At 61.0% G+C, this 13,888-nt stretch carries 16 protein-coding genes; 1 reads left to right on the plus strand and 15 read right to left on the minus strand.

Annotated features, from left to right (window positions below):
- Positions 1-34: 34 nt before the first annotated feature.
- Positions 35-541, minus strand: a complete 507-nt coding sequence (gene tssB, locus ACWHVV_RS15515; protein ID WP_447529923.1) for a type VI secretion system contractile sheath small subunit — start codon at positions 539-541, stop codon at positions 35-37.
- 646 nt (positions 542-1,187) lie between these two features.
- Here tssB and ACWHVV_RS15520 point away from each other — a divergent pair.
- Entirely contained in the window at positions 1,188-1,706 is a 519-nt protein-coding gene (locus tag ACWHVV_RS15520) for an Hcp family type VI secretion system effector (protein WP_447529924.1), read from the plus strand.
- A gap of 83 nt (positions 1,707-1,789) precedes the next feature.
- Here the strand turns inward: ACWHVV_RS15520 and ACWHVV_RS15525 are convergent, their stop codons facing one another.
- From ACWHVV_RS15525 to gloA, 14 genes are all read right to left on the minus strand, one after another.
- Positions 1,790-2,275 carry a pilus assembly PilX family protein gene (locus tag ACWHVV_RS15525; RefSeq protein ID WP_447927025.1) on the minus strand — a complete coding sequence of 162 codons (486 nt, stop codon included), beginning with the start codon at positions 2,273-2,275 and terminating at the stop codon, positions 1,790-1,792.
- Positions 2,259-2,729, minus strand: coding sequence for a PilW family protein (locus ACWHVV_RS15530; RefSeq protein ID WP_447927026.1), 471 nt, complete (start codon positions 2,727-2,729; stop codon positions 2,259-2,261). The genes ACWHVV_RS15525 and ACWHVV_RS15530 overlap by 17 nt, the downstream gene beginning before the upstream one ends.
- Before the next feature lie 9 nt (positions 2,730-2,738).
- Positions 2,739-3,122 carry a type IV pilus modification protein PilV gene (gene pilV, locus ACWHVV_RS15535; RefSeq protein WP_447927027.1) on the minus strand — a complete coding sequence of 128 codons (384 nt, stop codon included), beginning with the start codon at positions 3,120-3,122 and terminating at the stop codon, positions 2,739-2,741.
- Complete coding sequence (locus tag ACWHVV_RS15540) at positions 3,122-3,520, minus strand: type IV pilin protein (protein ID WP_447927028.1); 399 nt, start codon at positions 3,518-3,520, stop codon at positions 3,122-3,124. Before ACWHVV_RS15540 ends, pilV begins: the two co-directional genes overlap by 1 nt.
- Positions 3,521-3,582: 62 nt before the next feature.
- Entirely contained in the window at positions 3,583-4,578 is a 996-nt protein-coding gene (gene ispH / locus ACWHVV_RS15545; protein WP_447927029.1) for a 4-hydroxy-3-methylbut-2-enyl diphosphate reductase, read from the minus strand.
- 185 nt (positions 4,579-4,763) lie between these two features.
- The gene (gene fkpB / locus ACWHVV_RS15550) at positions 4,764-5,207 is read right to left on the minus strand and encodes an FKBP-type peptidyl-prolyl cis-trans isomerase (protein WP_447529930.1); all 444 of its coding nucleotides are present in this window, start codon (positions 5,205-5,207) and stop codon (positions 4,764-4,766) included.
- 10 nt (positions 5,208-5,217) lie between these two features.
- Positions 5,218-5,766: a signal peptidase II gene (lspA, locus tag ACWHVV_RS15555; protein ID WP_447927030.1), complete on the minus strand. Its 549-nt coding sequence runs from the start codon at positions 5,764-5,766 to the stop codon at positions 5,218-5,220.
- Positions 5,759-8,590, minus strand: a complete 2,832-nt coding sequence (gene ileS, locus ACWHVV_RS15560) for an isoleucine--tRNA ligase (protein WP_447927031.1) — start codon at positions 8,588-8,590, stop codon at positions 5,759-5,761. The genes lspA and ileS overlap by 8 nt, the downstream gene beginning before the upstream one ends.
- An 8-nt stretch (positions 8,591-8,598) precedes the next feature.
- On the minus strand, positions 8,599-9,738 hold the full coding sequence (gene ribF / locus ACWHVV_RS15565; RefSeq protein WP_447927032.1) for a bifunctional riboflavin kinase/FAD synthetase: 1,140 nt from the start codon (positions 9,736-9,738) through the stop codon (positions 8,599-8,601).
- A gap of 115 nt (positions 9,739-9,853) precedes the next feature.
- Complete coding sequence (murJ, locus tag ACWHVV_RS15570; RefSeq protein ID WP_447927033.1) at positions 9,854-11,428, minus strand: murein biosynthesis integral membrane protein MurJ; 1,575 nt, start codon at positions 11,426-11,428, stop codon at positions 9,854-9,856.
- Between the two features lie 79 nt (positions 11,429-11,507).
- Positions 11,508-11,774, minus strand: a complete 267-nt coding sequence (gene rpsT / locus ACWHVV_RS15575) for a 30S ribosomal protein S20 (RefSeq protein WP_447529935.1) — start codon at positions 11,772-11,774, stop codon at positions 11,508-11,510.
- 216 nt (positions 11,775-11,990) lie between these two features.
- Entirely contained in the window at positions 11,991-12,776 is a 786-nt protein-coding gene (gene cysQ, locus ACWHVV_RS15580) for a 3'(2'),5'-bisphosphate nucleotidase CysQ (protein ID WP_447927034.1), read from the minus strand.
- 12 nt (positions 12,777-12,788) lie between these two features.
- Positions 12,789-13,244: an META domain-containing protein gene (locus tag ACWHVV_RS15585; RefSeq protein ID WP_447927035.1), complete on the minus strand. Its 456-nt coding sequence runs from the start codon at positions 13,242-13,244 to the stop codon at positions 12,789-12,791.
- Between the two features lie 15 nt (positions 13,245-13,259).
- Entirely contained in the window at positions 13,260-13,700 is a 441-nt protein-coding gene (gene gloA, locus ACWHVV_RS15590; RefSeq protein ID WP_447529938.1) for a lactoylglutathione lyase, read from the minus strand.
- Positions 13,701-13,888 lie beyond the last annotated feature (188 nt).

Below are 13,888 nucleotides of genomic sequence, written 5' to 3' on the forward strand. Positions count from 1 at the left end.
TATTGGGGTTAGGAAATTGATACACGGGCCGGGATTACTCGTTAGGGCGCTCGGTATCCATTAACTCCAATTCATTGAGAAGCTGCTGGCGCGCTTCGTCGTTTTCCAGCAGTTTTTGCAAACGATCCCGGAAAGCGGGTACGTTGCCCAGCGGGCCTTTCAGCGCTACCAGCGCTTCGCGCAGCTCGACCAGCTTGCGAAGCTCCGGCACCTGTTTGGCGAGCGAGTCCGGCGAGAAGTCTTCGAGGGACTTGAAGGAAAGATTAACGGCCATATCGCCGGCGTCCTCACCCTCTTCGAGGCGATTGGCCACCGAGGTTTGCAGGGACAAATCGGCTTCGCGCATGACCGACTGAAAGTTGTTCTTGTCCACCGATACGGATTGGCGCTCTTCGATGGGCGTCTCTTCTTCGCCGCCCTTGAAGTCGCCCACTACCAGCAGTTTGAGCGGAAGCTCGGTATCCGCCTGCTGGTCGCCGGTGGCCGGAACGTATTTGATATTGATGCGCTCTTTCGGCGCGACGGTGCCTTGTTTAGCCATTGGATGCGTCCTGAAAGCGAGAAAATCGAACGTTTACGTTAATAATTCTCAATTAACCCAAGTTAACGAATCTGTCAGGTCATGCCAATGCGCCATTTTTAAACACTTAAAAAGAGGCGTCGGGAAGGGAACTTTTTCACTTTGAATTTGCGCGACAATTGGCGCAATTTTGTAGAATTTAGCCGACTATCTAATGAAAATTAATTTACCGAAAAGCCAATGTAAGACATCTCTTACACAACAAAACGATAATGTCTTACAAATAAAATCCTGATTTTCTCAACATGAAATCACCAACGGGTGGCCTTAGTGCCAAGCGATGGTTAAGCTAGCCACTTTTTCACCCCAAAAGTCTCACTTCAATGAGCTTTTTCGCCCCTGTGAAGCGCTTCTTTCTCTGGCTTTGGCTAATAAAACGTTATAAGCACCTCGACCCTAGGAATTTCAAGCAACTTGTTGCCCCGCAGGCAAGTGCTTGCCTGTTTTCGAGCAAGTCTCGGCCCAGGCATACTTTCATAAAATTTTAATATTTTAATAAGATATTGATTAAAATATAGATTTTTTAGATGGCATACGGCTTGCCTTAGTAAATAGTGTTCACCGGGTATTCGTACCCTTATCGCAACGCTTGATCGAGGAGCTATTTATGCCAACTCCATGTTATATCAGCATCGAAGGCCAGACTCAGGGCAACATCACGGCCGGCGCTTTCACACCGGACTCCGTCGGCAACATCTATGTCGAAGGTCACGAAGACGAAATGCTGGTCCAGGAATTCAAGCACGTCGTCACGGTGCCCACCGACCCGCAGTCCGGTCAGCCCTCCGGCCAGCGCGCCCACAAGCCGTTCGTATTCACCGTCGCGCTGAACAAGGCCGTGCCGCTGATGTACAACGCCCTGGCCTCCGGCGAAATGCTGCCCACCGTAGAGCTTAAGTGGTACCGCACCTCGGTCGAAGGTAAGCAAGAGCACTTCTTCACCACCTCGCTGACCGATGCCACCATCGTCGACATCAACCTGCGCATGCCCCATGCCCAGGACATCCAGAAGTCCGAGTTCACCCAGCTGATGGACGTCTCGCTTGCGTACCGTAAAATCGATTGGGAACACACCGTTGCCGGCACCTCGGGTTCCGACGACTGGCGCGCGCCGATCGAAGGCTAAGCATTGCCTCAATGCTTGCCGCATAAAAAAACCCCTTCCTTGTGAAGGGGTTTTTTTATGGCCGCGCGATTTGTCTCCCCCTACTACTCCCAACGCCTCTGCCCCGCGCCTTCGTCACCTTCCACGCGCACAAAAATCGGCTCGCTGTGCGCGATCAGTGACGCGCGCGGGTCGTCGTTTGCGTAAACCACGCCCAGCGCCATCACCCAGTGCTCGTCGTGGCGGATAACGGGAAGATAAACACAGCTGCGTGCGCGGCAGCGGTGAACGGCGCCAGGCTCTTGGGAGAAAACGGGGAAGCGTAGGCGCTGGTCGGGGGTAAGGGTTGGGGCGTTCTCCCAGTCAAGCAGATCGAACGCGGAGAGTGCTTCGACGGCGGCGGTTTCCGCGCGCATTTGCGCCTTTAACGCGGCGCGGTAGTTGGCCGCCTGGCGCTGGTCGATGAGCGCCGACTGCACCCCGACGATACCGAGCATCAAAGCGCTTGCCAGCACCACCATGACCACGGCCAGCGCCGCTCCTTGCTGGCGAGCTGGCCGTTCGAGGGAGACCTCAGGGCGCCAGATCATCGCGGGCTAACACGCCTTGGCGCGGGGTAATGTGAAAGGCGATGTCTTGGCCCCTGGGCCCCAGCGGCAACGCAATGCGAAGCGCGCCGTCGCCCACCGGTTCGCCCAGGGGCTCATCCCGCGGGCAGGCGCTTTCGCCGAGCTTTTCGAACGACACCAGCGGCTGGGCCTCGGTGGTGTCCTGTACCGTGCAGCGGCAGTCGCTGGACGTTGCGCGGCAGGTCAGGTGAAATAGCGCCTCTGCCTGGTCGTTAACACCACCCTCGCGCCGTAGCCGGCTGGCGAGCGTCGTTGCGGCATATACCAGCGTCTCCTGTTGGCGGCCCAGCCGGTCGACCTGCTCGAAGGTATGAAAGCTTGAAAGCAGCAGTTGCCCGGCGCCGATCACCAGAAGACTGCCCAGGGTCAGGGCGACCAAAAGCTCGCTGAGTGTGAAGCCCCACTGCCTACCCATCGTGCCCTCCTATAGCTCGCCCGGCAGCAAAAACCGGTACTCCGCGTTAGCCAAAGACGCGTGCGTAACGGTAATGACGAACCCACAGCCTTGGCGCTGAATATCGCCGGACGCCTGCTCGAGCACCGCTTCGCTATCCGTAAACCAGTGGCGCTGCCAGGCGCGCTCGACGCCTTCGAGTTTGCGACCGGCGCAGCGCGGGCTTGCCTGATACGCCGCCCAAAGCCGCTCCTGGGCGTCCAATACGGCAACGCTTGCCAGCGTGCGCTGGTAGCCCTCGCTTGCGCTTTGTAGCGCCTTTAGCTGCAGCGCCCCCATGCCGATCAACCCAATCGATAGAATCAGCAGCGCGACCAGCGCCTCCACCAGGGAGAAGCCGCGCTGGCCCACCATTACCAGCACTCCTCGGGGCGACGTTCGCCGAGTGCATTCAGGGTAAGCGGGTTATCACAGCCGTCATCGCGTGAGGTGTTCGCCGAGATCAAAAAGCCGCCCTGCTCCTCGTTGGGTTCGAACGTCAGCGCATAGTGACCATCCGGCGAGGTCTCGGTAATGGAGCAGCCGTTTTCATAGCTATAGTTACGTGCGTAGCAGCGCTCGAGCTCGGCGGCGGCGTTGAGTAAACCGGCCTTACCGTCGGTGCGTACCGCGTTTTCGACGTAGCGCTGGTAGCCCGGGTAGGCGATGCCCGCCAGCAGGCCAATGATGGCCGCGACGATGAGCATTTCGATGAGAGTGAAGCCGCGCTGGTGCGTCGATGCACCCGCGCGGTGATCCAGGAAGTTAGCCACTCGGTACGCCTCGTTTTAGTTAGCCCATACCCTGAGTATGGCGAAACGGCGTACCGATTGCATTAGCCGCTTGCGATGACCTGGTCGCGAAGCTCTTTAGGCATGGAAAAAGTAATGTTCTCTTCGCGCCCGGCAAGTTCGCTTGGGTCGGTCGCGCCCAGGGATTTGAGCCGGTCGATCACGCCTTTCACCAGCACTTCCGGGGCGCTGGCGCCGGCGGTCACGCCGATGCGCGAAACGTTATCGAGCCAGTGGCTTTCGATCTGCTCGGCGTTATCGATGAGATACGCCGGCGTGCCGATGCGCTCGGAGAGCTCGCGCAGGCGGTTGGAGTTGGAGCTATTGGGGCTGCCGACCACGAGGATCAGATCGTTTTCGGTGGCCAGGTCCCGCACCGCATCCTGGCGGTTTTGGGTGGCGTAGCAGATGTCGTTTTTGCGCGGGCCCTGAATCTCGGGAAATTTATCCCGCAGGGCGTCGATCACCTTGGCCGTATCGTCCATCGAGAGCGTGGTTTGTGTCACGAAGGAGAGCGTGGCCGGGTCGCTCACTTCGAGATTGGCCACGTCTTCTTCATCCTCGACCAGATAGATACGCCCGCCAAAGGAGGTGTCGTAGCGGCCCATGGTACCCTCGACTTCCGGGTGGCCTTCGTGGCCGATCAGGATGCACTCCTGGCCACGCTTGGCGTAGCGCAATACTTCCATGTGCACCTTGGTGACCAGCGGGCAGGTCGCGTCGAACACCTTGAGCCCGCGCTGGTCGGCGTCTTCCTGCACGGCCTGGGAAACGCCGTGGGCGGAAAAGATCACGATCACGTCGTCCGGCACCTCGTCGAGCTCTTCGACGAACACCGCGCCGCGCTCACGCAGCGAATCCACGACGAACTTGTTATGGACCACTTCATGACGGACATAAACCGGCGGGCCGAAAACGTCCAGAGCGCGGTTGACGATATCGATGGCGCGGTCCACCCCGGCACAAAAGCCGCGGGGGTTGGCCAGTTGAATCGTGATCGGCTGCGCCGTTTCTGAAGGCTCGGTTTGGGGTGCGTTCATAATAGCGCCTTGATGCGTGAGCGCATCGCTAGTGAATAAAAGCCCGGTCGCTCGAAAGGTGACGCCAAGGGCATGCCCTTACGGACAGCGCCGCGCCCGGCTTGTTCTATTGACGGGCGTTTCCCGCTTTTCGATTAAAGCGGGAAACCGTGTCAGTTGTGTAACAAGCCCGGCGCAGGCGCACTTTAGTGCGTGGTCATCGGCTTGACGTCGAGCACCTCGACCTCGAAGGTCAGTGTACGCCCGGCGAGTGGGTGATTGAAGTCCACCTCGATCCGGTCGCCGTCGATGGTCTTGACCACGCCGGGAAGCTCGGTGCCCGCCTTGTCGGCAAAGGACATCACCATGCCGATTTCCGGCTCTTCGTCGCCGAAATCCGCGCGCTTGAGCGTTTGAATGTTTTGCTCGTTGTGCTGGCCGAAGGCGTGCTCCGGGGTGATATCGAACGTGCCCTGCTGGCCCGGCGCCAATCCCTTGATGGGGTACTCGAAACCCGGCGGCAGGTTGCCGTCGCCAAAGGTGAAACTCGCCGGCGCTTTCTCTTTGGTCGAGTCCACCACCGTACCGTCTTCGAGTTTCAGGGTGAAATGCAGGGTAATGTCCATACCCTCGTCGATGACATAGTCCATACGCTTCTCGCTATTGGCTGCTTTCGTGTAACGCGGCTTTCTTGCGTCGCCGATCGCCCATGATTGATTCCCAGATTAGCAGGGCGGCGCCGATCACGATGCCCATATCCGCCACGTTAAACGCCGGGTAGTACCAGCCCGCCACGTGAAAGGACAAAAAGTCCACCACGTAGCCGTGAATCAGGCGATCATACAAATTGCCCAGCGCCCCGCCGATGATCAACGGAAGCGCCACGGCCAAAAGCCTCTCGTCCCGGCGGATGCGCGAAAGCCAGACCGTCAGGCCCACGCTCGCGCCCACGGCGATAAGGGCAAAGAACCAGCGCTGCCAGCCTGGGTGGTTGGCCAGAAAACTGAAGGCCGCCCCAAAGTTATGCATCAAACGCAAATCGAAAAAGGGCAGCACGCGTAACGGCTGATTATAGTCGAGCAGATGACTCATCGCGTACTTGCTCGCCAGGTCCAGCGCAATGACCGCCACGGCCAGCCATAGCCAGCGTAGCGGGCGATGCATGGGCGGCGGGCTTGCAAGCGGCGCCTTCGGCGCGGTCTCAGGCATAGCGGCGGACCTCGCCCGGGCCATCCGGCAGGTTCAGAATCGAGCGCTCGCAAAGGGTCGGGTGCTCCGGGTGGCTACCCACGTCCGGGCGGCGCTCCCAGCTGCGCTCGCACTTCTCATGAGGGCTTGGCACTACGGCTACCTTCAGCCCCTCGAGCTCGCTGTGGGCGCTGGCATCCGCCTCATCCAGCGGCTTGAGCGTGGCCTCGGAGGTGATCAGCACGAAGCGCAGCTCGTCGCCCAGGCTTTCCAGCAGCGTACGCAGTTCGTCGCTGACATAAAGCGTCGCTTCGCTATCCAGCGACCCCTTGATGGTGCCTTCACCCCGCGCCTCTTCCAAACGCTTGTTGACCGCGTGCTTGACCTCCATGACCTGCTCCCAGAACGCCCGGCCCATCGGCGCGTCGTCGTCAAGCACCGCCAGCCCTTCGTAATAGGTTTCGAGCAGCACGCTGTCGCCGCGCTCGCCGGGGATGTGCTCGAAAATTTCTTCGGCGGTGAAGGAGAGAATCGGCGCGACCCAGCGGGCGAGCGCCTCGATGACGTGATAAAGCGCGCTCTGGCAGCTACGCCGGGCCAGCGAATCCGCCTGGGTGGTGTACTGGCGGTCCTTGATGATATCCAGGTAGAAGCCGCCCAGGTCCCGGGCACAGAAGTCGTGCACCTGCTGGTAAACGTCGCGGAAACGGTACTCATCAAACGCCGTCTGGATACGCCCCTGAAGCTGCGCGGTGCGGTCCACGATCCAACGATCCAGCGCAATCATGTCGTCAAAGGCGACCATGTCGCGGTTTGGCTCGAAGCCGGTCAGGTTGCCGAGCAAGAAGCGCGCGGTATTACGGATACGCCGGTAGACATCGGCGGTGCGCTTCAAGATCTCGTCGGACACCGCCATTTCGCCGGAGTAGTCCGTCGAGGCGGTCCACAGGCGCAGAATGTCGGCGCCGAGCTTGTCCATCACCGTTTGCGGGGCGACCACGTTGCCGATCGACTTGGACATCTTGCGCCCCTGGGCGTCCACGGTGAAGCCGTGGGTCAGAAGCTGGCGGTACGGCGGGTGGCCGTCGATCGCCGAGCCGGTCAAGAGCGACGAGTGGAACCAGCCGCGGTGCTGATCCGAGCCTTCCAGATACAGATCCGCCCGCGGGCCGTACTCGTGGCCGTGGGGGTGCGAGCCTCGAAGCACGTGACGGTGAGTGGTGCCGGAGTCGAACCACACATCCAGGGTGTCGGAGATCTTGTCATAGTCGTCGGCCTCACTACCCAGAAGCTCGGCGGCCTCGAGGCTGAACCAGGCGTCGATGCCGCCCTCTTCCACGCGCCTGGCGGCTTCTTCCATCAGCTCGAGGGTGCGCGGGTGCAGCTCGCCGGTCTGCTTGTGCAGGAAAAACGGAATCGGCACGCCCCAGTTACGCTGGCGCGAGATGCACCAGTCCGGGCGGTTGGCGATCATGCTGTGCAGTCGCGCCTGGCCCCAAGCCGGAGTAAACTGCGTGGCCCCGATCCCCTCGAGCGCCTTCTGGCGAAGGGTCTTGCCGTCACGGCCTTCGATATCCATGCCCACGAACCACTGGGCCGTGGCGCGGTAGATCACCGGCGTCTTGTGGCGCCAGCAGTGCATGTAGCTGTGGGTGATGGGCTTGTGCGCCATCAAAGCGCCCGCCTCATCGAGGGCGGCGACGATGTTCGGGTTCGCTTTCCAGATCATCTGCCCGCCGAAGCGCTCCAGATCGTCGATATAGACGCCGTTGCTCTGCACCGGGTTGAGCATATCGTCAAAACTCATGCCGTAGGCGCGGCAGGTATTGAAGTCATCCACGCCGTAAGACGGCGCGGAGTGGACGATACCGGTGCTGCCGACGTCACTCTCGACGTAGTCCGCCAGATACACCGGCGACAGGCGATCATAAAGCGGATGGCGGAAGTTGATCAGCTCAAGCGACGCGCCTTTCGCCGTGGCGATGACTTCGCCTTGCAGGTCGAAACGCTCCAGACAGCTCTCGACCAGCTCTTCGGCGAGCAGCAACAACCGCTCGCCGGTGTCGACCAGCGCGTAGGTGAACTCGGGGTGCACGTTCAGCGCCTGGTTGGCCGGGATGGTCCAGGGCGTGGTGGTCCAGATGACCACGGCGGCGGGCTTTGAAAGCGAATCCAAACCGAAGGCCGCGGCCAGCTTGTCGGCGTCTTCGACCGGGAAGGCAACGTCGATGGCGTCGGACTTCTTGTCCTGGTACTCAACTTCGGCCTCGGCCAGGGCGGAGGCGCAGTCGAAGCACCAGTTGACCGGCTTCAGCCCCTTGAAGACGTACCCGGCGTCGACCATGTCGGCCAGCGCCCGGATCTCACCGGCTTCATTGACGAAATCCATCGAGCGGTAAGGATGGTGCCAGTCGCCGATCACGCCCAGGCGCACGAAATCGGTGAGCTGGGTTTCGATCTGGGCACCGGCGTACTCGCGGCAAAGCGCCCGGGCATGCGCCGGCGAGAGGTGCTTGCCGTGGGTGGTTTCCACCTTGTGCTCGATCGGCAGGCCATGGCAGTCCCAACCCGGCACGTAAGGGGCGTCGAACCCGGCCAGGTTCTTGGACTTGACGATGATGTCCTTGAGGATCTTGTTGACGGCGTGACCGATATGGATGCTGCCATTGGCGTAGGGAGGGCCATCGTGCAGCACGAAAAGCGGGGCACCGGCGCGGGCATCGCGCAGGCGCTGGTAAAGGTCCATATCCTGCCATTTGGAAACCCGACCCGGCTCCTGCTTGGGCAGCATGCCGCGCATGGGGAAATCGGTTTCAGGCAGATTGAGCGTTTGCTTGTAGTCCATAGGTCCGGTCAGCCGTCGTTAGCATCGGCGTCGTCCGCCGAAGAGAAATCAGAAGAAGCGGCTTCTCGCCCAAGCGGGGCCGAAGCCAGCCAAACATCCAGCGCGTCGCTTTCAAAGGCCGCTCTGGATGCGTGTGATGTAAAATCCGGTAAGACGGAATCCGTTGAAGCAAACTCCGTCGGGGTGTCCGTCGTCGAGGCAGCCTTGGCAAGGCCTGCCTGGGACGGGGCAAAATAGTACCGGCCCCGCGCCTGGTCGCGCTGAATCTGCGCCTTGAGTGCCGCGAAGTCGTCGAACTTCACCTCCCCGCGTAGCCGCACGCAGGGGTACACCGAAAGCCGCTGGCCATAAAGGTCGCCGCTAAAATCATAAAGGTGCACCTCTAAGGTTGGGCGCTTTGAACCCACCGTCGGGCGAAAGCCGACGTTGGCCACCCCCGGGTAGCAGGTGCCGTCCTCGAGCTCGGCCACCACCGCGAACACGCCGCGAAGCGTCAGCGGCTGGGGCAGAAGCGGCAGATTCGCCGTCGGCGCGCCGATGGTGCGCCCCAGCTGCTGGTCGCGCACTACCCGCCCGGACACCGAGTAGGGCCGGCCCAGCAAACGCCGCGCGGCGGCGAAATTACCGCTGGCAAGCATGGTGCGCACCCGCGAACTCGACACGCGCTCGTCTTCCAGCGTGAAGGTGCGCGTGTGCTCCACCGCGAAGCCTTCTTCGTCACCCACGGCTTTTAAAAGCTCGAAGTCACCGCGCCGGTCGCAGCCAAAGCGAAAGTCGTCGCCCACCACCAGGTGTTTGACGCCCAGCCCCTCGATCAACACCTGGTCGATGAACTCGCGCCCGGTCAAACTTCTAAGGGCGTCGTTGAACGCCAGGCAAAGCACGCGCTCGGCGCCGTGCTGTCCAAGTAAGCGCACCTTTTCACGCAGCCTGGTCAGGCGCGGCGGGGCCTGCTCGCCGGCAAAATACTCCCGGGGCTGAGGCTCGAAGACCACGACCGTCAACGGCACTTGCAGCCGCGCCGCGTGCTCGCGGCACTGCTGCATGATCGCCTGATGGCCGCGGTGCACGCCGTCGAAGTTACCGATGGTGGCAACGCAGCCGCGCTCATCCGCGGTTAAATTGTGCAGACCTCGTATAACGTGCATGGCCCCTCTAGCGTTAAGCGTGGGTAAAGGCTGGATCAATACAAGAAAGCCTGTGATTATAACGAACGCGCCGGGAAGCTGCAGTCAAGATTACGCGCGCGGGCCCAGGGCGAAATCAGCTCGTCAGTTTGAAGTGGCGAAGCCTGAGCCCCCAGGCGCCCAGCCAGGCAAAGTAGAGCCCACCGCCCAGGGCGATCAGCCCGAACACCCAGCCGATCCGCTGCCAAAGCCCAACGTCCAGCCATTCTTGCCAGGGCGGTGTCACCAGATAAAGTGCCGCGCCCATCAGAGCGCTTCCGCCAATGAGTTGCACCGCGTAACGCCCCCAGCCGGGCTGGAACACCAGCACTTTCTCACGATAGAGCAAATAGCCCAAAAGCCCGGCGTTCAAAAACGCGGAGAGCGCCGTGGCCAGCGCCAGCCCCGCGTGCGCCAGCGGCCAGATCAGTATTAGGTTGAAGACCATATTGGCGACCATGGCGAAAATGCCTACCTTGACCGGCGTTTTGGTGTCCTGACGAGCAAAAAAGCCCGGCGCCAGCACCTTGATCAGCATGAAGGCCACCAGCCCTACGGCGTAGGCGCGCAGGCTCATCGAGGCCATCTGGATGTCGCTTGCGGTCATCGCGCCGTAGTGAAACAGGGTAATCAAAAAGGGCTCGGCGAGCACCACCAGCGCAAGGGCTGCCGGCACCCCCAAAAGCAACACGACGCGAATCGCCCAGTCGAGCATTTTGGCGAAGTGCTCGCTGGACTGCTCGGCGTGGCGCTTGGAGAGCGCGGGCAAAATCACCGTGCCGATCGCCACGCCGAATACCCCCAGCGGCAATTCCACCAAACGGTCCGAATAGTAGAGCCAGGAGACGCTGCCCGCGGCCAAAAGCGAGGCCAGCACCGTATCCAGCAGCAGGTTGATTTGCGACACCGACACGCCAAAAAGCGCCGGGCCCATCAGTTTCAGAATACGTTTGACGCCGTCGTGGGCGAAGTTTGGCCAAGGCGTGGGCAAAAGCCCGAGCCGGTAGAGAAACGGCACCTGAAACGCGAGCTGGGCAGCGCCTGCGATCAATACCCCCCAGGCCAGCGCCATGGCGGGCTCTTCCATCAACGGCATCAGAAAAAGCGCCGCGCCGATCAGCGATAAATTCAACAGCACCGGCGTAAAGGCGGGCACGGCGAACCGGTTCCAGGTATTGAGCACGCTTCCCGAAAACGCGGTCAGCGAAATCAACAGCAGGTACGGAAAGGTCAGGCGCAGCATGTCCGCGGTGAGCGCGAGCTTTTCCGGGTCATCGCGGCCAAAGCCCGGTGCGAAGAGCCAGACGAGCCAGGGCGCGCTCAGCATGGCGAGTGCTGTAATCAGCGCCAAAATGGCGGTCAAACTGCCCGCCACGGCATTCAAGAGCTCGCGGATCTCCTCGCGGGTGCGTTGGGTGGAGTACTCCGAGAGCACCGGCACGAAGGCCTGGTTAAAGGCGCCTTCGGCAAACAGCCGGCGTAGAAAATTGGGGATCTTGAAGGCGACGAAAAACGCATCCGCGCCGGTGCCCGCGCCAAGGAAGGTCGCGACCACGACGTCCCGCGCAAGCCCCATGACGCGTGAAAGCATGGTCATGGCGCTAACCACCAGCCCCGAGCGCATTAGCCCGCGTTTGGCCACCGCTGTGTGTTGGGGGGAGGTCTGTGTCATCGCGTCATCCGTCGGGCTCGAGCATTTATCCAGGCACAAAAAAACCGGCCGCAGCCGGTTTTTTCAAGACGCTGCCGGCTTACGCTGCCAGCGCTTTAATCCGCTTGTTCAAGCGGCTTTTCAGGCGCGCGGCCTTTTTCTTGGACAGCGCGTCCTTGTCGGCGATGCGGTCAACGACCGGCTGCATCACCTTGAACTCTTCCATTGCCTTGCCATGGTCGCCGGTGTTGATCGCTTTGATCACACGCTTGACGTAGGTGCGGACCATGCTGCGCTGGCTGGATTTCAGGACGCGACGTGACTCGGCCTGGCGGGCGCGCTTGCGAGCTTGCTTGCTGTTCGCCACTGGTATCTCCTTGGAGAATAAAGGTTGCCTTTAGGGCAACGAATTAACTATGTAATTTCGCGGGGCAAAAGCCCAATCGCGACATTTCCTTAACAACCAATTGATTTGGCGAAACTTTACGCTTTGCCAAAACGTGTAACGCGCAGCTCAAAAACTGCCCGTTCAACGGTCTTGTCTGAGAGGATGGCGTAGTCTATCACGCGTGGGCGGGGCTTGCTAGCGCTTGTCAAGCGGGGCGCCCCAGACAAAAAAGCTCGGATTCAATACCTGCTCGGGGGTGTGGTAACCAAGCGGCTCCCCCGTCTGGTCGACCACGCAACCACCGGCCTCTTCGACCAGCACTTGAGCGGCGGCGGTGTCCCAAAGGCTGGTCGGCCCGAAGCGCGGGTAAACGTCCGCACGCCCCTCGGCAATCAGGCAGGCTTTTAGCGAGCTTCCAAGCGCCGTTATGCGGTGCGCGCCCAGGCTCTCGAGCCAGGCACTCAACCGCGGGTCCTGATGCGAGCGGCTGCCGAGTACCCGATAGCCCTGCGCTGGCACGCCAGCGCAGGTGTGAATGGGCTGCCATGTGCCCGTTTGCTGCGCCTTGAAGGCGCCAAGCCCGCGCGCCGCCAGGTAACTTACGTTCAGCGCCGGGGCCACGACCACGCCGAGCACCGGCGCGCCCCGGTGGATCAGCGCGATATTCACCGTGAACTCGTCGTTACGCTTGATGAACTCTTTAGTGCCGTCCAGCGGGTCGACCAGCCAGTAGGTGCACTCCGGCGCCGGGCCTTCGAAATGCGCCACGCTCTCCTCGGAAAGCACCGGCACCTCTGGGGTAAGGTGCTCGAGTGCTTCGACGATGGCGGCGTTGGCGCGGGTATCGGCCTCGGTGACCGGGCTCTGGTCGGCTTTTAACGCCACCGTGATCTCCTGGCGGTACACCGTCAGGATGATATCCGAAGCGCTTAACGCGATCTGCCACACCGCTTCCAACAGCGGCTTGTCCACGTTGGGCACGCGGCCTCCCTTTTAGTTGGCCTTGCGCCAGCCGCCCAGCACGCGGCTATCCGGGCCGAAGAAGACGACCCGGTCGTGGTCGATCAGGTAGCGGTAGGCGGTTTCGAGCATGTCGGTCACGCGCAGGGCGTCCTCGAGCTCGTCGCAGCCCATCCGCGTCGTGGAAAGATCGCCCACTTCGATGCGTTGGCCTTCGCCCAGGCTTACACCGCCTTTGAAGTTATTGCAGCCGTCGTTGCCCGAGATACGCCCATCCGGGTGAATCTGGAAAAACGCCGTTTGCGGCAGGGAGAGGCGCTCGTCGGTGCCCATCAGCAGCAGATTCCAGCGTGGGCCCACGATCGCCCCGGAGAGCTCGGCGCCGCCTTGCGAGACGGGCTTTTGGGTCTGCGGTGGCGGGCTGCTGGCGCAGCCGCCCAGTAGCAGCGCCGTACCCAGGGCCAGCGCGCCAATAAGGTATTTTTTCACCAATCGCTCCCTGCGTTACCAGCTGCCGCTGTTTTCCATCGAAGCCCAGGGCTCTTCCGGCTCGAAGGCGTCGCCTTTTTGGAGCAGCTCGACGGAAATGCCATCCGGTGATTTCACGAACGCCATGTTGCCATCCCGCGGGGGGCGGTTAATGGTCACGCCGGCGTTCTGGAGCTTTTCGCACAGCGCGTAGATGTCGTCGACCCGGTAGGCCAGGTGGCCGAAGTTGCGCCCGCCCTCATACTCTTCCGGATCCCAATTGTAGGTCAGCTCGAGTTCCGGAGCGTTCAAGCGCTCGGCGCGGGGCGTATCGTCCGGCGCGGCCAAAAAAATCAGCGTAAAGCGGCCCTTTTCGCTCTCCTTGCGGCGCACTTCTTCCATGCCCAGAAGATCGCAGTAGAAGTGCAGCGAAGCGTCGATATCGCTGATACGCACCATGGTATGTAAAAACCGCATAAAATCCCCTTTTTGAAAGCACTCGGCGTCACAGAACGTTAACGCAAATAGAATAGACCCGATTGAGTCATTGATGAAGGGTCAGGGACGGCAATCCCCACGCTTTTTGTACAACCCCAATACAGCCAGTCAACGCGAAAACAAAAACGTATAATGCTACGCTTACGAAGATTTTAACACCCGTTAAG

It is taken from the genome of Vreelandella sp. EE27 (genome assembly GCF_968206495.1).

Coding starts and splice junctions, on each gene's coding strand:
- tssB (WP_447529923.1), bottom strand. CDS start 541: ATGGCTAAACAAGGCACCGTCGCGCCGAAAGAGCGCATCAATATCAAA.
- ACWHVV_RS15520 (WP_447529924.1), top strand. CDS start 1,188: ATGCCAACTCCATGTTATATCAGCATCGAAGGCCAGACTCAGGGCAAC.
- ACWHVV_RS15525 (WP_447927025.1), bottom strand. CDS start 2,275: ATGATCTGGCGCCCTGAGGTCTCCCTCGAACGGCCAGCTCGCCAGCAA.
- ACWHVV_RS15530 (WP_447927026.1), bottom strand. CDS start 2,729: ATGGGTAGGCAGTGGGGCTTCACACTCAGCGAGCTTTTGGTCGCCCTG.
- pilV (WP_447927027.1), bottom strand. CDS start 3,122: ATGGTGGGCCAGCGCGGCTTCTCCCTGGTGGAGGCGCTGGTCGCGCTG.
- ispH (WP_447927029.1), bottom strand. CDS start 4,578: ATGAACGCACCCCAAACCGAGCCTTCAGAAACGGCGCAGCCGATCACG.
- fkpB (WP_447529930.1), bottom strand. CDS start 5,207: ATGGACTATGTCATCGACGAGGGTATGGACATTACCCTGCATTTCACC.
- lspA (WP_447927030.1), bottom strand. CDS start 5,766: ATGCCTGAGACCGCGCCGAAGGCGCCGCTTGCAAGCCCGCCGCCCATG.
- ileS (WP_447927031.1), bottom strand. CDS start 8,590: ATGGACTACAAGCAAACGCTCAATCTGCCTGAAACCGATTTCCCCATG.
- ribF (WP_447927032.1), bottom strand. CDS start 9,738: ATGCACGTTATACGAGGTCTGCACAATTTAACCGCGGATGAGCGCGGC.
- murJ (WP_447927033.1), bottom strand. CDS start 11,428: ATGACACAGACCTCCCCCCAACACACAGCGGTGGCCAAACGCGGGCTA.
- gloA (WP_447529938.1), bottom strand. CDS start 13,700: ATGCGGTTTTTACATACCATGGTGCGTATCAGCGATATCGACGCTTCG.